Origin of the sequence: Novosphingobium rosa NBRC 15208, from assembly GCF_001598555.1 — a bacterium.
In the GTDB taxonomy this organism is placed as follows: Bacteria; Pseudomonadota; Alphaproteobacteria; order Sphingomonadales; family Sphingomonadaceae; genus Novosphingobium; species Novosphingobium rosa.
In genome coordinates this window covers 15120-35173 of record NZ_BCZE01000075.1, presented here as the reverse complement: position 1 = coordinate 35173, position 20054 = coordinate 15120, and the positions used below count along the sequence as shown (strand labels likewise).

The 20054-nt window shown below is 65.1% G+C and carries 15 protein-coding genes; 6 read left to right on the top strand and 9 right to left on the bottom strand.

Annotated elements, in window-relative coordinates; genetic code table 11:
• Window positions 1–69: 69 nt before the first annotated feature.
• Genes SR3_RS24115 through SR3_RS24100 form a run of 4 tightly spaced genes read left to right on the top strand, consistent with a single transcriptional unit; the run spans window position 70 to window position 4237 of the window.
• Complete coding sequence (locus SR3_RS24115) at window positions 70–684, top strand: gluconate 2-dehydrogenase subunit 3 family protein (protein WP_068091697.1); 615 nt, start codon at window positions 70–72, stop codon at window positions 682–684.
• A gap of 4 nt (window positions 685–688) precedes the next feature.
• On the top strand, window positions 689–2377 hold the full coding sequence (locus SR3_RS24110) for a GMC oxidoreductase (RefSeq protein WP_068091694.1): 1689 nt from the start codon (window positions 689–691) through the stop codon (window positions 2375–2377).
• Between the two features lie 35 nt (window positions 2378–2412).
• Window positions 2413–2784 (top strand): c-type cytochrome, encoded by a 372-nt coding sequence (locus SR3_RS24105; RefSeq protein WP_068091691.1) that lies wholly within the window; start codon window positions 2413–2415, stop codon window positions 2782–2784.
• Between the two features lie 34 nt (window positions 2785–2818).
• Window positions 2819–4237, top strand: a complete 1419-nt coding sequence (locus SR3_RS24100; RefSeq protein ID WP_068091688.1) for an MFS transporter — start codon at window positions 2819–2821, stop codon at window positions 4235–4237.
• 4 nt (window positions 4238–4241) lie between these two features.
• Here the strand turns inward: SR3_RS24100 and SR3_RS24095 are convergent, their stop codons facing one another.
• Complete coding sequence (locus SR3_RS24095; protein WP_245654078.1) at window positions 4242–6656, bottom strand: TonB-dependent receptor; 2415 nt, start codon at window positions 6654–6656, stop codon at window positions 4242–4244.
• A gap of 140 nt (window positions 6657–6796) precedes the next feature.
• Between SR3_RS24095 and SR3_RS24090 the strand changes: the two genes are divergently transcribed.
• Complete coding sequence (locus tag SR3_RS24090) at window positions 6797–8365, top strand: tetratricopeptide repeat-containing sulfotransferase family protein (RefSeq protein WP_174549184.1); 1569 nt, start codon at window positions 6797–6799, stop codon at window positions 8363–8365.
• Window positions 8366–8452: 87 nt separating this feature from the next.
• Here SR3_RS24090 and SR3_RS31590 read toward each other — a convergent pair whose 3' ends face one another.
• The 8 genes from SR3_RS31590 to SR3_RS24055 all read right to left on the bottom strand — a co-directional run bounded on the left by SR3_RS31590 (window position 8453) and on the right by SR3_RS24055 (window position 19045).
• Complete coding sequence (locus SR3_RS31590; protein WP_157099080.1) at window positions 8453–8590, bottom strand: hypothetical protein; 138 nt, start codon at window positions 8588–8590, stop codon at window positions 8453–8455.
• Window positions 8591–8679: 89 nt separating this feature from the next.
• On the bottom strand, window positions 8680–11187 hold the full coding sequence (locus SR3_RS24085; protein ID WP_245654077.1) for a TonB-dependent receptor plug domain-containing protein: 2508 nt from the start codon (window positions 11185–11187) through the stop codon (window positions 8680–8682).
• 200 nt (window positions 11188–11387) lie between these two features.
• Entirely contained in the window at window positions 11388–11774 is a 387-nt protein-coding gene (locus SR3_RS24080; protein WP_068091682.1) for a hypothetical protein, read from the bottom strand.
• Between the two features lie 197 nt (window positions 11775–11971).
• Window positions 11972–13054, bottom strand: a complete 1083-nt coding sequence (locus tag SR3_RS24075) for a fatty acid desaturase family protein (protein WP_068091680.1) — start codon at window positions 13052–13054, stop codon at window positions 11972–11974.
• 161 nt (window positions 13055–13215) lie between these two features.
• Window positions 13216–13809, bottom strand: a complete 594-nt coding sequence (locus SR3_RS24070; protein WP_068091678.1) for a response regulator transcription factor — start codon at window positions 13807–13809, stop codon at window positions 13216–13218.
• Window positions 13806–15386, bottom strand: a complete 1581-nt coding sequence (locus tag SR3_RS24065; protein ID WP_245654076.1) for an ATP-binding protein — start codon at window positions 15384–15386, stop codon at window positions 13806–13808. Before SR3_RS24065 ends, SR3_RS24070 begins: the two co-directional genes overlap by 4 nt.
• Before the next feature lie 221 nt (window positions 15387–15607).
• Window positions 15608–17287: an AMP-binding protein gene (locus tag SR3_RS24060; protein ID WP_068091671.1), complete on the bottom strand. Its 1680-nt coding sequence runs from the start codon at window positions 17285–17287 to the stop codon at window positions 15608–15610.
• A 12-nt stretch (window positions 17288–17299) separates the two neighbouring features.
• On the bottom strand, window positions 17300–19045 hold the full coding sequence (locus SR3_RS24055) for a thiamine pyrophosphate-binding protein (protein WP_068091668.1): 1746 nt from the start codon (window positions 19043–19045) through the stop codon (window positions 17300–17302).
• A gap of 259 nt (window positions 19046–19304) precedes the next feature.
• On the opposite strand from SR3_RS24055, the gene SR3_RS24050 reads away from it, so the two are divergent.
• Window positions 19305–20030: a GntR family transcriptional regulator gene (locus tag SR3_RS24050; RefSeq protein WP_068091665.1), complete on the top strand. Its 726-nt coding sequence runs from the start codon at window positions 19305–19307 to the stop codon at window positions 20028–20030.
• The last annotated feature ends 24 nt before the right edge of the window (window positions 20031–20054 follow it).

Genomic DNA, 20054 nt, shown 5'->3' with positions numbered 1-20054 from the left:
TGCCTTCGACGATTTCGCCAAATCTGGCGCGGATCGCATCCTCAACCAAAAGCTGATGGGACTTCAGCCATGACCCCCTGGAACCGACGCGAATTTCTGAGCGCGGCGGGCCTGCTGGCCGCAGCGCTGGGCACCACGCCCGGTCGCTTGCTGGCGGCTCTGCCCGCCGGAGAAGCCCCTACCGCGCAGCAAAGCGCTCTGCTGAAAGAGGTCAGCCAGCTGGTCATCCCGCGCACCACAACCGCTGGTGCGGGCGAGGTGGGGGGCGGGGCTTTTCTCAGCCTCGCTCTGGCGCATGGGCTGAAGGGCACGCGCGCGCCGGTGAAGGATGCGCCCGCCGGATGGCCGCTGCGCGCCGATGGCTCGCTGCGCCATGATCTGTGGCTGCAGCAAGACCTCAACCGTCGCGCCAAAGGCGACTTTATGGCCCAGCCCCCGGCCCAGCGACGCGCCTTGCTCGCCGCGCTGGACGCCGAGGCCTTTCCCGCCGGACCGCCGCCTGCGCAACCCTCGCCATGGCGCGCGATCAAGACGCTGATCCTCACCGGCTATTACACCAGCGAGGAAGGCGGCTCGAAGGAGCTGCGCTACGAAGCGGTTCCGGGCCGCTGGGACAATGACATTCCGCTGCACAAGGGCGACCGCGCCTTCTCCAGCGACTGGACTGCGGTGGATTTTGGATAAGCCCATGACCAATCACGATTTTGACGTTATCGTCGTCGGCTCCGGCATCACCGGGGGCTTCGCCGCCAAGCAACTGACCGAGGCCGGTCTGAAGGTGCTGATGCTGGAGCGTGGCCGTCCCATCGAACATGGCGCCGATTACACCACCGAGATGAAAACGCCGTGGGAGATGCCCTTTCGCGGCGAGGGCGATGCCGCACTCTATGCGCGTGACTATCCGGTGCAGCAATTGAACCGTCACTTCACCGAATTCACCCAGAACCACTTCGTCAACGATGCCCAGAACCCTTACGAAGTGGGCGAGGGCGCGTTCACATGGTTCCGCTCCTATCAGATGGGCGGGCGTTCGCTGACGTGGGGCCGCCAGTGCTATCGCTGGTCCGACTATGACTTTGGCGCCAACAAGCGCGATGGCCACGGCGCCGATTGGCCCATCCGCTATGCCGATCTGGCCCCATGGTACGATAAGGTGGAAGAGTTCGTCGGCGTTTCGGGCGCGAAGGAAGGCCTGGCCCAGCTTCCCGACGGCCATTTCCAGCCGCCGATGGCGCTCAACATTGTTGAGCAGACGGTGCGCGAGAAAATCCTGAAGCAATGGCCGGACCGCTGCCTCACCGTGGGCCGGACCGCCAACCTCACCGAGGCCAAGCCGGAACTGGGGCGCGGCCCCTGCCAGTATCGCAACATCTGCATGCGCGGCTGTTCCTTCGGCGCCTATTTCTCGACGCAATCCAGCACCTTGCCCGCCGCCACCGCGACCGGGCGGCTGACCGTCATCACCAATGCTCAGGTGGAGAAGGTCGATTACGATCCCGCCACCAGGCGCGTCACCGGCGTGCGCTGGATCGACACGCAGACCAAGGCGCGCAAGAGCGCCACGGCGCGCATGGTGTTCCTGAATGCCGGCGCCTTCAACTCGGTGCATCTGCTGCTCAATTCGGCCAGTGAGGCGATGCCGGGCGGTCTGGCCAATGGCAGCGGCGTGCTGGGCACCCATATCATGGACCACGCCAACACGCTTTCGGCGGCGGCAATCATGCCGGGCTTCGAGGATCACACCACTTTCGGCAACCGCCCCACCGGCATCGTGATCCCGCGCTTCCGCAACCTCGACAAGCTGGATGGCGATGGTTTTACGCGCGGCTATTCCTTCCAGGGCGGCGCGCTGCAATCGACATGGACGGCGGGCGCCCGCGAGGCAGGCATCGGCGAGGATTACAAGAACCACCTGCGCGAACCCGGTGCATGGCGCATGGTGCTGGTGGTCTTTGCCGAGAGCGTGCCGCGCGTGACCAACCGTCTAGCGCTGTCGAAGAAGCTCGATCCGCTGGGCGTGCCTCAGTTGGAGATCAGCTTCAACCATGGCAAGGAGGAACTCGCCGCTCTGGCCGATGCCAAGAAGGAAGCCGCCTCCATGCTGACGGCAGCGGGCGGGCATGTGATCTTCGGCTTCGACCGCCCCGGCCCCGGCGGCACCGCGATCCACGAGATGGGCGGCGCGCGCATGGGCCATGACCCGGCCAGCAGCGTGCTCAACAAATGGAGCCAGGCCCATCAGATCGACAATCTGTTCGTCACCGATGGCGCGCAGATGTCGTCCAGCGCCTGCCAGAACCCCTCGCTGACCTATATGGCGCTGACCGCCCGTGCGGCGGATTACGCCGTCACCCGGATGAAAGCGGGCGCGATCTGATGCGCCCGATCCCCCCACGATTGGATAGACCCACCATGACCCTGTTTCGTACCATGCCGCTCGCGCTGGCCGCTCTGCTCACGCCTGCAATGGCATTCGCCCAGCCCGCTGCGGAGGGCGCGGCCATCTTCAAGCAGCAGTGCCAGATGTGCCATGTCAACGCCAAGGGCGCCAAGCCCGCCATCGCGCCCAATGTCTTCGGCGTGGCCGGGCGCAAGGCAGGCAGCACGGATTTTGCCAGCTATTCGCCCGCGCTGAAAGCTTCGGGTCTGGTGTGGAATGCCGCCAATCTTGACCGCTTTCTGACCGCTCCGGCCAAGATGGTGCCCGGCACGCGGATGGTGATTGCCATTTCCGATGCCAAACGCCGCGCCGCCGTGGTCGCCTATCTGCAAAGCCTGAAATAACGGCGTCAGCCAAGAAGGCGGGGGGCCTTCCATCATGACTGTTCCAACCCTGTCGCACGGCCGGAAAACTCTGGCCGTGCTGACTCTGGTGATCGCGCTGGTGCTGGAGATCGTCGATCTCACCATCGTCAACACCGCGCTGCCTGCCATTCAGGCCGATTATGCCGCCAGTCCGCAAACCTCCGAATGGGTGGCGGCGGGCTATGCGCTGGCCTTTGCCATGTGCCTGATGCTGGGCGGCAGGCTGGGCGATGCGCTGGGTTATCGCCGCATGTTCGTCACCGGCGTGGCCGGTTTCACGCTGGCCTCGGTGCTGTGCGGCGTGGCGGGCAGTGGCACGCAGCTGGTGGTGGCGCGCATCCTGCAAGGCGTGACCGGGGCCATGATGGCGCCGCAGTCTCTGGCGCTGATGCAGATCCTGTTCGATCCGCTGGAGCGGGTTCACAAAATGGCGCTCTTCGGGGTGATCGGCGGGCTGGCAGCGATCGCCGGGCCCATTCTGGGCGGTGTGCTGATCCATGCCGATCTGTTTGGCCTTGGCTGGCGGATGATCTTTCTGGTCAATGCGCCGGTGGGGTTGATCGCCATGCTGATGGGGCTGCGCTTTCTGCCCGCCATGCGCTCTCCTCATGGCGGAGGGCTTGATCTGGCGGGGACGGCTCTGTTCGCGCTGGCGACTGCCGCGCTGGTCTGGCCGTTGATCGCCATGGAGCATAGCGGCGCCGGAGTTCTGGAACTGGGCAGTCTGCTGGGGGCGGTGGTGCTTTACGCTTTGGGTTGGCGTCATGTGAAACGCCGGTCCGGGCAAGGGCGCGCCGTGTTGTTCTCGCCTGAGTTGTTCACCGTGCCGACCTTCCGCCTGGGCCTCGCCATCGCGGCCAGTTTCGCGCTGGCGACGGGCGGTTTTCTGCTGATCTTCGCTTTTGCCCTGCAGCGTGAGCGCGGCCTCTCGCCCCTGCAGACCGGCTTGCTGCATATGCCCTTCAGCCTTGGCGTGATGCTGGGGATCGGCGGCATCGGGCGTCGGCTGCTGCCGCGCTATGGCCGCTGGGTGCTGGTGGCCGGGGCGCTGACGATGGCTGTCTCGGGCGGCACACTGTTGCTGGCCATCGGGCTCACTCAGTGGCCGTTGATGGCGCTGCTGCCGCTGGTTGCGCTGGCCGGGATGGGGATGGGCATGGCCTCGGGCAGTGTCGGGCCGGTGACGGTGGCCCATGTCGACTCCGGCCATGCGGGCGCGGCCAGCGGCTTGCTCAAGACCGGGCAGCAATTGGGCACGGCGTTGGGTGTGGCGCTGATCGGCGGCGGTTATTTCGCCTCGCCCCATGTCACGGGCAGGTCAGGCGTGCTGGGCGCGACCTTGCTGCTGGAGCCGGTGCTGTTGGCCTGCGCGCTGCTGGCGGCTGGCCTGCCCTCGCGTCTGTTCGGCGAGGGGGCGAGCCGCCAGGCTTAAACGCCTAGAACTTGCGCCCCAGCTTGATGCCGAACTCCTGAGGCCGCGTGGCATAGGCGCGGGCGAATTGCGCACAGGTGGAGGGAATGCAGACCGTGTTGAGGCTGAGGATGCCGCGCTTGTCGAAAGCGTTGAGCACGAAAGCCTCCCACGACCATTGCCCCGCCTTGGCGCCCAGCGCGAAGTCGAAGGTTGTGAAGCCCGCCGTCTGCCATAGCGCGCCCGCCACCGGCTGCACGAAATAGGCATCCGTGCCCGACTGATGGCTGGCGCTGGCCTGCACATAGGGCCGGTAACCGCCCAGATCGAAGCTGTAGCGCGCCGTCACATTGCCCTTGAACTTGGGCTGCACCGGCAGACGCGTGCCGGAGGGAATATAGACGCCCTGGCTGCAATCCGGGTTGCCGCTGGCGCCGATGTTGCAGAAGTCCTTGCGGGTCTTGGCATCGGTGTAGGCCCCCGATCCCGAGATCGTCAGATGGCCAAGGCTCAGGCTGGCATCGCCCTCCACACCCCTGATCCGCGCACTGCCGACATTGTAGATGCTGAGCGTGCCATTGGAATCGGGCGTGGTCAGCCCGATCTGCATCTTGTTCCACTCCTCGTCGAACAGGGCGAGGTTGACCGTGAGATGCCGGTTGAACCAGCTGGTCTTCACGCCAACCTCATAGTTGGTCAGCGTATCGGCCTCGTAAGGCGCCACCTGCACCAGACGGTTGATGCCGCCCGGGCGATAGCCGGTGGAATAGGTGGCATAGACCAGATGGTCGCGATCCACCTTCCAGTTGAGCGTGACGCGATGGGTCTGCCCGGCCTCGACCGCCTTTTTGTTGTAGAGCAGGCAGGGCAGGTTCTGGTCGCTGGTGACGGGGCAGGCGGCGGTGCCCACCCGGCTCGCCGTGCCGGAGAAGCCCGAAGCCGTGTTGTTGGCGATAAAGCCGCGAATGCCCGCCGAGAGGGTCAGGTTCGGCAGAATATCGTAAGAGGCATCGGCAAAGGCGGCATAGTCGCGGTCGATGCGGGTGATGCGCGAGCAGAAGATGTCATCCCCGCAGCGCGGCACCGCCGGATTGCCCTGCGCTGTCGCCAGACCCGGAATGATGTAATCGGCTTTCACCTCGTCGCTCTGGCGCTGCATGAACAGGCCAGCGGTCAGGCGGAAGCGGTCCGTGGAGGGCGAGGACACGCGGAACTCGTGGCTCTGCTTGGTGTAGTGGTGGTGGACGTGATAGATCTGGCTCGGGTCCAGATTTTGCCCGTTGGCGCCGATGAAGCTGGTGTAGGCGGGCCCAAGCGACTCATAGTAGGAGACGGTGTAGTCCGAATAATCGGCGGTGGTGTCGACGAAGCGGCTGAAATAGCCGCCCGCATAGGTCACATCCCAATTGCCCAGCTTGCCATGGATGGTCATGGCCGCCTGCACCCACTGGTCGCGGTTCAGTTCGGGCGTGTAATCCTGCACTTTCAGGTCGCCGACCGAGGGGCTGAGCGGATCATTGCCCGTCAGCGGCCCGTAAAGGAAGGTGCCGTGCGCCTTCTGGTTCTGGTAGATCACGCTGGGCGTGACGGTCCAGTTCTCGTCCAGATCGATGCCGAGAGCCGCGCGGCCGCCCCAGGTTTCGACATCGTTGTAATTCTTCTTCACATATTTGGCATTGCTGACCGGCACGATGGTCGGGTTGCCGTTAACGTCGGTGGCCGGATAGTTGCGCGTGCCCGGCACATTGCTGATGTAGCCGCCATCACGCTGGTAGAAGCCCGAGGCGCGGAAGGCGACGGACTGGCTGATGGGAATGTTGATGAAGGCGTCGAAGCTGCCGCCGCTGGAGTTGCGGCCCTTGCCGAAGGTGGTGCCGGACACGTCGATCCCGGCTTCGAACTTGTGGGTGGGCTTGTTGGTGATCAGGCGCAGCGTGCCCGACAGCGAACTGGAGCCGAACAAAGTGCCCTGCGGGCCGGACAGAGCCTCGACGCGCTGCATGTCATAGATATGCAGATCGACCGCGCCGCCGATGGTGGTCAGCGGCATTTCGTCGAGATAGAGCGCGCTGGTCGGCTGCGAGCCGCCAAAAGCGCCATTGTAGTCGCTGCCCGAGGTGACGCCGCGGAAGTAGATCTGCGACTGGCCCGGACCATAGGACTGGAAGCTGACGCTGGGCAGTAGCTTGGCGTAATCGTCAAAGCTGGCGACCTGATGCTGCTCCATCTTCGCGGCGCTCAGCGCCTGAATGCTGATGGGAACCTGCTGCAGGCTTTCCTCGCGCTTTTGCGCGGTGACAACGATGTCAGCGGGAGCGTCGGAATTGGCGGCCTGCTGTGCCAAAGCCGGCGAGGAGGCCAGCATGGTGCCTCCCAGCAGCGAGGCGAGAGTCGCCTTCGAGAGACGGCGCATCGAAACCCCGGCGACGCGTTCGCGCATGATATGTCCACCCTGTTGCATTTCTATTGTATTTTTATCACAGACTGTGTCGCTTCTGATTGCAAGGGGTAAATGACGCAGGCTGTATGCCGCGCGTTGCTATTTGCCAAACCGTGGCCAAAACAGCATAGTTCGGGGCGATGACGACCTCAGATTTGTCCGACCGCCTTGCTGCTGCCACCCGCGATCCCATGCTGCTGCGTGCCGCACTGGCGCTGCGCGAGAACCGGCTGAATGAGGCCGAGCCGCTGCTCAAGAACCATCTGAAGGCCGATCCCTTCGATGTCGCCGCGATCCGCATGCTGGCCGAACTGGCGGCGCGGATCGGTCGGGCGCGCGATGCCGAAACCTTGTTGCGCCGCACGCTGGAGCTGGCGCCGGATTTCAGCGCGGCGCGTGTCAATCTGGCGACCATGCTCTATCGCACCAACCGCGCCAGCGAGGCTCTGGAGCAGCTCGACCGACTGGATGTGGAGCGTGAGGAAGGCAATCCCAACCTGCGTGCCGCAGTCCTCAACCGGTTGGGCGAGTTCGAGGCGGCGCTGGCGCTCTATGAGGATATGCTGGCGCGCTTTCCCGGGCATGCGCGGGTGTGGATGTCTTGCGGCCATGTGCTCAAGACGGTGGGGCGGCTGGAGGAGGCTGTGGCGGCCTACCGCAAGGCCGTTGCGCTGGAGCCGGGCTTTGGCGAGGCATGGTGGTCGCTGGCCAATCTGAAGACGGTGCGCTTTGATGACGAGGATCGCACAACAATGGCGCAGGCGCTGGAACGCAAGGATCTGGCGCCCGAGGACCGTTTCCATCTCGAATTCGCCAGCGGCAAGGCGTGGGAGGATGCAGGGGATCCAGCGCAAGCCTTCGCCGCCTATCGTGATGGCAACGCCCATCGCCGCGCCCTGATCCACTACGATGCCGGTGAGACGACAAAGCGCGTCGATGCCATGATCGCCCGCTTCGATGCAGCGTTTTTTGCTGCGCGGCAGGGGCAGGGCTGCCCTGCGCCCGATCCGATCTTTATCGTCGGCCTGCCGCGCGCGGGCTCCACGCTGGTCGAACAGATTCTGGCCAGCCACAGCCAGATCGAGGCTATCGCCGAATTGCCCGATATTCCCGAACTCTGGGGCAGTCCGGGCGATGATCCGCATGACCTGTCGGCGGATCAACTGCGCGCACTGGGCGAGGATTACCTGCGTCGCGTTTCCCCCCAGCGCAAAACCGACCGTCCGTTCTTCATCGACAAGCTGCCCAACAACTGGCTTTATGCCGGCTTTATCAAGGCAATCCTGCCGAACGCGCGGATCGTCGATGTGCGGCGCCATCCGCTGTCGGCGGGCGTGGCCAATTTCCGCCAGCATTTCGCGCGCGGGCAGCATTTCGCTTATGATCTGGCCGATCTGGGCCATTATTACCGCGATTATGTGCGGCTGATGGCCCATTTCGATGCCGTACTGCCCGGCGCGGTGCATCGCGTCCGTTATGAAAGCCTTGTGGAGGACAGCGAGGGGCAGATCAGGGCTCTGCTGGCGGGGCTGAGCCTGCCTTTCGAGGAAGCCTGTCTTCAGTTCCACAAAACGCAGCGCCCGGTGCGCACGCCCTCGTCCGAGCAGGTGCGCACGCCCATCTTCCGGCAGGGTACAGAGAATTGGCAGGCCTGGGATGCCTGGCTCGGGCCTTTGCGAGAGGCTTTGGGGGATTTGGAGCAGGAGTAAGGGATTAAATAAGATGCGAGGGCCCGGAGCATGTTTTTGAGACATGCTACCAACAAAGATGCCACCCTCGCATTTTCTTTCTCCCGCCTACTGCCGCAACTCTTCAGCGATCCGGCGAGCGATAAAATCCAGAACCACCTGCACCTTCGCGGGCCGATGGCGGCGCGATGGATAGATGGCGTAAAGTGGAAAGGCCTCGTCGCTCCACGCCGGAAACAGTTCCACCACCTCGCCGTTGCGGGGGAAATCCCATTTATAGGGTCGCCCGCCTCTGATCGAAATGAGGGAGCGCCATGCCTCGCATCGCGCTTTTCTCAGAAGGTGAGGGCCACCTTGCCGTAATAATAGCCGCCGTTGATGCCGTAGGGCGCGGTGGCGATGCGCAGGTTGAGCAGGCTGCTGCCGGTGGCCGTGGCGCTTGAAATCGGCGGCCGGACGTTGAACAGATTGTTCGCCCCCACCGACAGCTTCAGCCCCTTGCGCAGCTGATAGCCGACATCCAGATCGACGATATAGGCGGGCGGGACGCGCTGCAGATAGAGGCCGGTGCCCGGCGTCACATAGGTGCGCGTGGCGGCATAGAGCGTGCCGCGCGCGTTGATGTCCAGCCTGCCCAGCAGCCAGTCGGCCCCGGTGATCACCTTCAGGGTCGGCGTGCTGCTTTCCAGCGAGGATTGCGCGGTGGCGCTGAAGGTGCTGCTGACAGGGATCAGCGCGCTGGGGCTGTAGATTTTCGTGGCCTTGGTCTTGTTGTAGGTGCCCGCCAGCGTCCAGTTCACCTTGCCCAGATCCCCGAAATCGCTGGCATAGCTGACCACGGCGTCCACCCCGCGGGTGCGCGTGTCGGCGGCGTTGGTGTAGATCGAGACGCCGGTGGTGGCCACTGTAGGGTCCAGCACATTGCCATTGGCGATGATCGCCTGCGTCACCAGCGGATAGGTGACGGCCCCGCCCGTGCCGTAAAGCGTGCTGGTGTTCAGAATGCGGTTGCGCACCCTGATTTGATAGGCGTCCAGCGTGATCGTCAGGCGCGGGGCGGGGCGCAGCACCAGTCCGAGGCTGTAATTGGTGGATTTCTCCGGCTTCAGATTCTGGAAGCCCAGCAGCTTGGAGGCCGCCGAATTGGCAGGCAGTTGCACGGTCGCTGTGGTGGGCGAAAGGTTGGTGGCGGAGAAATACTCCTCGGCCAGCGTGGGCGCGCGAAAGCCTGTGCTGGCCGTGCCGCGCAGGCCAAACGCCGGGCTGAGGTCATAGCGGCTGGTCACCTTCCAGGTGGTGGTGTCGCCGAAGTCGGAATAATGCTCCCAGCGCACCGCCGGTTCGATCAGCCATTTGGCCGTCGGATGGGCGGTGATATCGGCATAGAGCGCCACATTGTGCCGGTTGTGGCTGCCCGCATCGATGGGGGTAAAGCCGGGATAGGCTTGCGCCCCGCCCAGCTCATAGCTTTCGGGCGATCCCGCTCCGATGGCATAGACGTTCTTGCGATATTCCGCGCCGAAGGCCAGCGTCAGCGGCTTGGGCAGGCCGATGTCCAGATCGCGGTTGATGTCGGCGTTCAAGGTCCATTCGGTGGCGCGCCAGGAACCGTCGTAGAAATCGGTCGGCGTGGCATGGGTGTTAACGAAGAGCTGGGCATTGGCGGAATCCAGCGTGTAGACATTGTCATGATCCTGGCCCCATGTGCCGCTCAGATCGATGTTGAAGCCCGCCAGCTGCCCGCGCGCGCCTGCGGTGAAGGCCAGATCGTCCTCGCGGATGCTTTCATTGGGGGTGAAGCCGTTGGGGGCGAAAAGGATGGCGTCCGCCGCGCCAAGCTTGCCCGCCACACCCAGCACCGAAGAGGCGATGATGCGGTCGGGCAGGCGCACATTCTGCTTGGAATAGGCCACCCGGTGGCCATAGCTGCCGAAGCTGTAAAGCTGCACAACGCCCAGATCGTAACCGGCGTTGTACTGCAGGGTGGTGAGGATCGAGCGCGTGTAGTGATCCTGATTGACGTAGGGATATTTCGCCACGCCGGTATAAAGCGCCTTCTGCGCCGCGCTGAGCGAGGGCAGCAGCGTGCCGTCGAGATCGGTGACGCGCTTGTCCAGCCCGCCGGTCAGATTGTAGTCCTGATAGCGCTGGAAGGCGGTGAGGTTGAGGAACCCTTTCTCGCCAAGCTTCGTGCCGACATTGAAAGAGGCCGCCCCCGTCAGCCCACCGGTGTTGTAATAGGAGCCGCCGGTGGCATCCAGCGCGCCGCCCGCATTCTTGTCTTTCAGGATGATGTTGATCACCCCGGCGATGGCGTCGGAGCCATATTGCGCGGCGGCGCCTTGTTCCAGCACTTCGATATGGTCGATGGAGTCCGGCGCGATCAGATCGAGATCGGGCGCCGCGCCTCCGGCGTAGGCCCCGCCGCCCACGCTGAAATTGGCGGTGCCATGGCGGCGCTTGCCATTGATCAGCACCAAAGTGTGATTGGGACTGAGGCCGCGCAATTTGGCCCCCAGCGTCAGATTGTTCATATCATTGCCGCCGCCCACGCTTTGCGCGCTGAAGGAGGGGATCAGCTGCGCCAGCGCCTGATTGACGCTGGGCTGGCCGACTTTGCCCAGAGCGGCGCTGTCCAGCACCTTGATCGGCGTGGGGCTTTCGGCCTGGGTGATGCCGCGCGCGCGGGTGCCGGTGACGATGATCGCGGAGCCTTCATCACTGGCGCTATCGCTGACGGCGGTTGCCGCAGGGGCCACGTTCCCATCGGCGGCCAGAGCGAGGGCGGGATGGGCGATGGTCAGGCCGGTGGCGGCCAGCCATGAAAAGGTCGAGATCGTCACTGCAGTCCCCATGTTGTTTATGGGGACAGGCTTGGAAAGAAGGGGCGGCAAGAACAATTGAGGACTTCAAATTATAAGATATTCTGATTGTTTCACATTGCGCGCGATGTCTTTGCGCAATGCCTCGCATTTAAGGGGCTGGCGGCAATCCCGAGCGTTCAGGTGGCCGCCTGCCTATCCGTCAGGATGCTTCGGGCCGATCAGCCGCCGTAGGTCGTCTGCGCGACCGTGACCGAAGTGACCTGTCCGTTCTGCTGCGCAACCCGGATCACCAGTTGCGTATCGCGCAGCAGATCATAGGCGACATCGGTGGTGGCATAGGCGAAGCGCAGATCACCGTTGGGCGCAGTCCGCAGCTGATGCGCGCCTGCCTTGCGCAGCGCGGCGCTGGCCTGAGCAACCGGGGCCCCGCTGGGGGCCAGTTGCCGGGCGAATGCCTGTTCGGCCAGCGGCAGCTCGGTTCCGTTGGCGCTGAAGTCGATGTCGCGGAAGCTGTGAGGGGTAGTCGCCTGAGCGTCAACAGCGGCGAAGCCCAGCGCGAGAACGGCAACCCGGCGGATCAGGTGGGAGGGGGTGATGCGGATCATGGTCTTTCTCCTTCATGCAGCGCGGAACTGCGCTGCGATGAAGAAGATATGGCCTGTTCGGCGATGAGGCGGCATGGCGCAGCGAAGCAATAAAATGACCACGCGGATCAAATGACGCCTCAGTCATCGCCACAGGGCGATCCGGGGCGTGTCGCTTCTTGAACAGCCGCGATCCGGATGAGCCAGCCCGTTTGGGCTTAGCCCACCCAGCGCCGCACGGTGGCCCACAGGCTGCGATGGCTGCTGCCGTGATAGGTCTCGCCCTTGGCGAAATGGCTGGCCAGCAGGCGATGGGCCTTGCCCAGATCATGATAGGCCACCGACGGCAGCAGATGGTGCAGCCCATGATAGCGCAGCCCCACCGGCGCCCAAAGCATCGGCAGCATCGCGGGCGGCGGCACGTTGACCGAGTCGGCGAATTGCGCGGTAAGGCTCATGACCTCGCCGCTCTCGTTCTGCCAGAGATGGGCCGCCAGCGTGCGGACCTGATTGATCAGCGCGACGCCCATCACCACGGCGACCACCAGAGCAGCGCTGCGCACCGAGACCGTATGCGTCACCAGCAGGGCCACGATGGACAGGGCCCAGATCGTGCACAGGGTTTCGAGCAGCAGCCAGCGGCGATAGGCCTCCGGCGCGGGGCGGGCGCGGCGATAATCCGGGTTGATGGCCAGCGCGGAGAAGCGCGCCTCGATGGCGCTGCGCCAGTTGCGGCTCACCAGCCCGGCGGGGGCGAGCAGCGCAAAGCGCAGGATCAGGCCGATGGGCGCCAGCGCGGCAAGGGCGGTGAAGCCAGCCACCCGCAGCCATCCGGCCCCGGCCAGCGGCAGATATTCCGGATCGCGCGCCGTGCCGTAGCAGGTGCGCAGATGATGCTGCGTGTGAACGCCTTCATAAAGGAAAGAGGGCGTCAGCAGGGGAATGCCGACCAGCAGGTTCCAGCCGATATGAAAGCCGCGCATCTTGCGATACGGAATATGCGTCAGCTCATGAATAAAGCTTTCGGCCCGGTAGAGCGCAAGCACCGCCACCACGAAGAGCCCAGCCGCCGCCATGTCCAGAGGCCGGTTGATCAGCGCCAGCAGCGCGCCATAGCCGACGATGATCGTGGCCAGCAGGTCGCCCCAGTAGATCATCGGCTTGGGGCCGCTGAAACCGCGCGCCACCTTTGCGGCGGTTGCCAGCAGGGCCTGATCCTCGGCGCTCTGCCGGGCGGGGGAGGCGGGCATCGCGGGCGTGGCCGGGCTGGGCCGTTCGGCGATGATCGTGGATGGGGGCATTGGCGTGAACATTCCTGGCCGATGAGTCGGCGGCTCTTGTAGGTGGTCGGGGCCCTAGGGGCCACATGCGCAATTGTCCACCGGCCTGCCATCGGCGGAGAAGATCGCGCAGGGTGCCCCTATGGCTGGAATGTACAGATTGGGGATCGCGTCGCCCCGTTTCAACCCTCTCCACGGCTGAGGGCGACAAGCTGGGCAAGCCCATTGGCGCGGGTCTTGCTCACGATGGCCGCGCGATGATCCTCGACCGTACGCACCGAAATCCCCAAAAGATCGGCGACTTCCTTGTTGCTGTGCCCCTTCACCAGCACATCGAACACCTCCCGCTCGCGGCGGGTGAAGGCACCGGTGGCCTGCTCGACCTGCCACTTGCGCGCCGACCATGCCAGCCCCTCGTGCACCGCGACGATCAGGCGGCTCTCGTCCAGCGGCTTTTCCAGATAGTCCAGGCCGCCATGGCGGCGCACCGCATCCACGGCATGGGCGGTGGTGGGCCAGGCGGTCATGAACACCAGCGCCACGCAGGGGTCGCGGGCGCGCAGATGCTCGGCAAGGGTGAAGCCATCGGTTTCGGCCATCTGGATGTCGCTGACCACGCAACTGAACCTTGTGGCCATCATCCCGCCCAGCAAAGCAGCCGGTTTGGTGAAAAAGCTGGCCTCCAAGCCCTGCCGCACCAGCAGCCGCGCGACGGCTGCGGCGAAATCGGCGTCGTCATCGAGCACGGCCACGCAGGAAGGGGGCTGGACGGTCATGCACTGGCTCCGAGGATGGGCAGGAAGAGAAGGAAGCGCACCTGCCCGGGCGCGTCCCTGCGTGACAGCCTGCCGCCGTGGGCCTCGATGATGGTCCGGGCGATGGCCAGCCCCACGCCCATGCCATTGCCGCTGACGTCTGCCGCCGTGGCGGCGTTCACGATCTCGAGGCAGACTTCGCTGCCTTCGACCCGCACATCGAGCCGCATATCGCTCTCGGACTGAGCCACCCGCGCATGCGCGGCCATGGCGTTGCGCAGCAGATTGACCAGCGCCTGAGTCAGCTCGACTTCCTGCGCCTGCACGAAAATGTCCTCGGCCACCGGATCGGCATCGAGCCATGCCCCGAGCGCGCGCAGTTCGGGGGCCACGATCTGGCGGGCGGTCTGCACCAGCTGGGCCACCGGTACGGGTGAGGGCTCGTCCACGTCACGCCCGCCGAAACGGCGCAGGCGCCGCACCATGTCGGAGAGTTCGCGCGCCTTGCGGTCAACCAGCGCTGCGCTGGCGGCGGCTTCGGGAGACGCATCGCGGCAAGTTTCGTTCAGATGCCGCGCCTCGATCGCCAGCGTGGAGAGCGGTTGGCTGATCTCATGGATCACCGCGACCGACATGGCTCGCAGGGTCTTGAGCCGCTCGGCCTGAAACAGCATGCGGTTGCGCCGGTCGAGGCTGGCCTGCGCCCAGCGCTGGGCATCGCAATAGCTGCCCGCCAGCCATGTCACGATCACCGTGGAGGCCAGCCCCAGATGCAGGCCAAGGCGCTGCGTATAGGTCACGTGTTGCGCGGAATAGGGGAGCAGCATCACCACCTGCGCGAAGATCGCCAGCCATGCGCCGCGTTGCCCGAAACGCAGCCCGATCCATGCGCCCGCCAGCAGCCCCGGCGCGGCCTGCACCCCCATGCCCGCGCGCCACAGGATCCAGCTGGCAAATGTGCTGACCGCCAGAACGCCGCCACCCTCCAGCACGGGCCAGGCCGTCAGGCGCGGCAGGTTCAGGGTCAGTTTGCGCGCGATCACCTTGTCGAGCGAGAGCAGCAAGGGGGCCAGCACCAGAATGCCCAGCAGATCTCCCACCACCAGACTGCACAGGGCGATCACCAGATCGATGCCATGGCCGAAGGTGGACTGGCTGCGCGGCAGGATCAGCTGGATGGGCTGCACCAGCAGGGCGGTGAGGATCGGCGCGCCCACCGCGGCCAGGCCGAAGATCATCGGCGGCAAGAGGTGGGGCCCGCGCCGCCGCGCCGCCAGACGATGCAGGGCGGCCAGCACCAGCCCGCAGGTCAGGGCCGGGCGGATCACGCCCAGCACATCGTGCCATACATCGGGCCCGGCAAGAACGACCTGCCCGGTCAGCGCATCCACCACCAGCTCCGTGGCCATCAGCCATGGCGTCAGGCGCGTGCCCCAGCGCCACAGGACGGCAAAGCGCAAACCGGCCGCCGGATACCACAGCGAGAAGAAGCCATCCCCGCCCCATGGCAGCGCCACCCAGTGAAGAAAGGCAAAGCCCGCCGCATAGGCCGGCAGCAGCAAGGCATCCGCCCGGCGACAGGCAAAAGCGCGCAGCATGGGTGCAAGCTGTTGAAAGCGGTGAGGTTCTGGCGTCGACATGCCAGCCTGACCCTGCCCGATCCATGGGCGGTTCGATACCCGTAAAATTCACGGATCGACCCATTGGCCTCAACGCTGCATTGTTGCCGCGCGACCCGAAGGCTTGTCCATCCATGATGGGCGAATCTGACACTGGCCGGTGAAGGAGATGTCCCCTTCACCGGCCCCTTATCAAAGCGTTAGCCTGGCCCGTTCACCGCCGCCACCGCTTTGGCCGCGGCATGCGGTTTTTTGAAGCTGCGCAGATCGACGGCGCCTTGCTGGATGCGCGGGTCCGTACCGGCGGGGAACAGGGCGATCTTCTGCAGCTTTTGTGAGGTGCCGGTGGGCAGTTCCCCCATCAGCAAATACCAGGCCGGAGCCTTGAAATAGGCCATCTTCTCCATGCACCAGTCCAGCAATTCGCGCGACAGCGCCTCGGCATCGGCCTGCGGATCCTGCGGGACGATGCAGGCCATGATCTCCTCCTCGCGGATGTCGTCCGGCACGGCGATGGCGGCGGCCTGCTTGACCGCAGGATGCGCGCAGAGGCAGGCCTCCACCTCGGCGGCGGCGATGTTCTCTCCGGCGCGGCGGATGATGTTCTTGCGGCGGTCCATAAAGAACATCATGCCGCTGGCATCCTCCACCACGACATCGCCGGTGTGGAACCAGCCATCAGCCCAGGCCTCGTCGGTGGCGGCGTCATTCTTGTAATAGCTGGAGAAGAAGCCCCGGCGCGGGGTGGCCTCGCTGTGGCGGATCAGCAGTTCGCCGGGCTGGCCGGGGAGGCAGACGTTGCCCTTCTCATCGACGATCCGCGCCTCGCAGCCGATATCCGCCCTGCCGAAGGCGCGGGTGCCGATCTTGCGCGGCTCGATGTTGTCGGTGAGAAAGCGACCGACTTCGGACATCGACCACATTTCGACCACCGGAAAGCCAAAGCGCCTTTCAAAGGCCGCATGGTGATCGGGCTCGATCCCGGCGCAAAAGCCGAAGCGGACATGATGCGCTTTTTCCTCCCGCGTTTCGGGCAATTTCAGCAGAAGATTGGGGATGATCCCCTGCATATGCACGCAGGTGACCTTGCAGGCGAGAAGGTCTGCCCACCAGCTTTTGGGATGGAACCGGTCGGGGAAGACCAGACATCCGCCCGACATCAGCATGGCGGGCATCGAGATCGACAGGCAGTTGGCGTGATGGAGCGGCAAGGGGTTGTACATCCGCTCCTTACCCTCGCGCATATCGAGCAGTCCGCCGCGCGTGAGATACCAGCCCCCGAAATGATGAAAATAGAGATTGGTGAGTATGCATCCCTTGGGCCGGCCGGTGGTGCCGGAGGTGTAGAGCATCGCCGCTTCCGTATCCGGGCCGGGCGTGCCCTGTCCGGCTGGCGTGCCAGCAGTGGGCAGCGCATCCGGCATCTGGTCGAAGGACACCACAGGCGGCGCCAGCGGCGCCAGAGCGGCGGCTTCGCGCAGATCGTTCAGGCGGCTGTCTATGCCCAGCAACAGCCGGGCCTCGCTATGCTCCAGCAGATAGGCGATTTCATCGACACGGTAATCAGGATTGACCGGCACCACGCTGACGCCCAGCACGTTCAGCGCGAAAAAGTGAAACAGGAATTCGGGTCGCTGGTGGAACAGGATCGCCACCCTGTGCCCCAGCCCATAGCCCGCCGCGCCGTAGCGCTGGCGCATCGCCTCGACCCCGGCGGCGGTGTCGTCCCAGCTGATCTCGAAACCATCGGGATGGTAGGGGCGCCCGGCCATGGGCGGCACCGCATAGGCGGCTCGCGGCCCCCAGCGCTGCACAGTGTCCTGAAATGTTTCGTATAAGGTGCGCGCTTCGGCGCGGTCCACGGCTTCCTTGCTGAACATCAGCCCCCTCCTTCAGCGTTCGCGACGCTTCACTTCGGCATCGTTCCAGGCGGTGAGCGCCTGATAGTCGGGCACGAAGCCCAGGCCCTTGTTGGCGTCCGACGAAGGGATCTCCCCCGAGGTGACGACATCGATCACCGCCGGCGCATGGGCCAGCGCGCGCTCCAGCGCGGCGGGAAGGTCTTCAGCCTTCTCAACGCGTTCGCCATGGGCGCCCAGCGCGCGTGCCAGCGCGGCATAGTCCGAATGGCGCAGGGTGGTGCCGACCACGCGGCCGCCATAATTCGTCGCCTGATCGTGGCGCTCGATGTTCCAGGCGGCGTTGTTCGAGATGATGAAGACGGCCTTGGCGCCATGGCGCACGGCGGTGTCCACCTCCATGGCGTTGAAGCCGAAGGAACCGTCGCCATTGATCGAGATCACCTGCCGCCCGGGATAGGCCAGCGCGGCGGCGATGGCATAGGGCACGCCGACGCCAAGGCAGCCAAAGGTGCCCGAATCCATATAGGTCGTGGTGGCGAGACCAATGCGCGCGAAGCTGAGCAGATCGCCGCCATCGGCAATGCCGATCGCATCGGGGGCGGCCTTTTCGGCAATGGCGGCAAAGATGCGCGCCGGGTTGATCTTGCCGTCTGGGCCGGTGGCGGGCAGTTCCTTGGGGGCGCTGCGTTCCTCATGTTTGCGGCGCAGGCCTGTGGTCCATGCGCGGTCGGCGGCGGGTTTACGGTCGCCTGCTGCGGCAATGATGGCTTCCAGCGCCAGTTTCGGCGTGGCGAGGATTTCCGGCGTGCCCCGGCGGTTGTCGATCAACTCGCCCACATTGTCGGCGATGCGCACGAAGCGCGCGCCGGGATAGACGGCGGGCGAGCCATAGCCGAGCTGGTAATCCAGCTTGCGCCCGATCACGAGCACCAGATCGGCTTGCCCCATCGCGGCGGCCCGCATCGCGCCGACCCCGGCGGGATGGTCCGGCGCCAGCAGTCCGCGCGATTCCTGCGTGTCGAGATAGACCGCGCCGGTTGCGTCGAGCAGGCGGGGCAGGCTGTCACCCAGCCCACGCGCGCCGCGTCCGGTGATGACCAGCGGGCGCTTGGCCGACCACAGCGCCTCCACCGCCTGCGTCACCGAGTCGGGGGAGGGGACGATCTCGCGCGTGCGGGTGGGGGAAAGCCATTCCTCAAGGATCAGCGCGGGGTGGATGTCCTCGCGCAGCACGTCGGTGGGGATTTCGACGTAAACCGGGCCCGGCTCGCCGCCATCGCCAAACGCGCGGGAGACCGCTTCGTCCAGCTCGCGCAGCACCTGTTCGGAGACGCGCAGGGTGCGCGAGACACGGGTAACGGGTTTCAAAATCTCGACATGGGGAATGTCCTGCAACGGGCCCATGTTGATCTGCGGGCGCGGGGCGCAGCCGCCGATCACCAGCACCGGCATGCGCGCCAGCGAGGCATTGGCGATCGCCGTCACCGTGTTGGTGACGCCGGGGCCGGCGGTGACCATCACCACGCCCAGCGTGCCGGTCAGCTCGGCATGGGCATGGGCCATGTGCACCGCCGCGCCTTCGTCTCGCACATCGACGATGCGGATGCCGAGCCGCGCGCAATGGTCCCAGATCGGCTGGATATGGCCGCCTTGCAGGCCGAAGATCCGGTCGATGCCGCGCGCTTCCAGAAAGCGCGCGATCAGCGCCGCGCAGCTCTGTTCGTCACCCAAGGGTGCTGTGGTCTGATCCGGGAAGGGGGAGGTTGTGGTGGTCATGGCGCTCAATCCTCTTGCCGCTTTGGTCTGGTGATTCGCGATGACAGATTCGGGCCGGATGGCGCGCCGTATCGGCGGTTTTCTCTCCTGCACCTGGCTCTGTCCCGGCCGGTTGCTGTCCCTAGGCCTATGCCACAATCATTCTGCTGGCAACACATTCTGTATTCTGAATTCAGAGTTCCGAATGCTCTGGACAGGGGGTGGCAGTTGCGTTACGAATCGGGCATACCGTTCATGACAAAAGGATGAGGACGCGACTGTGCGGCTGCTGACGGAACAACCCACGCTGGTCGAACAGGTCTTCGAGGCGATCGTCGCGGAGGTCGTCGAAGGGCGGCTGCAGCCCAATCAGCGCCTGATTCAGGAGGAGATCGCCGCGCAGCTTGGCGTGTCGCGTCAGCCGGTGCAGCAGGCCTTGCTGCTGCTGCGGGCCGAAGGGTTTGTGCAGGAAGCGCCCGGGCGCGGCCTGATCGTGGCGCCCATCGATGTGGATTTCGTGCGCGATATTTACGAGGTTCGTTCGGTGAGCGAGGGGCTGGCCTGTCGGCTCGCAGCGCAGCGCGGGGCGGAGCAGGCGCGCAAGGATGGTCCGGCGCTGATCCGCGCGGGTCGTCTGGCGGAGGCGGAAGGTTCGATCCCCATGCTGATCGATGCCGATATGCGCTTCCACCAGTTCCTTTACGAGATTTCCGGCAACAAGGTCATCAAGGAGGCGACAGGCCCGCACTGGCGGCACCTGCAGCGCGTGATGGCCGAAGTGCTGATGCGCGACGAGACGCCGCGCCAGATCTGGGACCAGCATGAGGCGATCCTCGATGCGGTGTCACGCGGGGACGCGCGCGCCGCCGAGAAGGTCGCGCGTGACCATATTGTCAAGGCGGCCGACCGCTATATCGCGCGGTTGAAGGCCTATCAGGAGGCGCAGGGCGCAGGTGGAGGAAAGGACACCCCGCCCACAGGCAAGGAACGGCGGCGCAAGACCTGATCCTGTCAGGCGCGGGTTCACAAT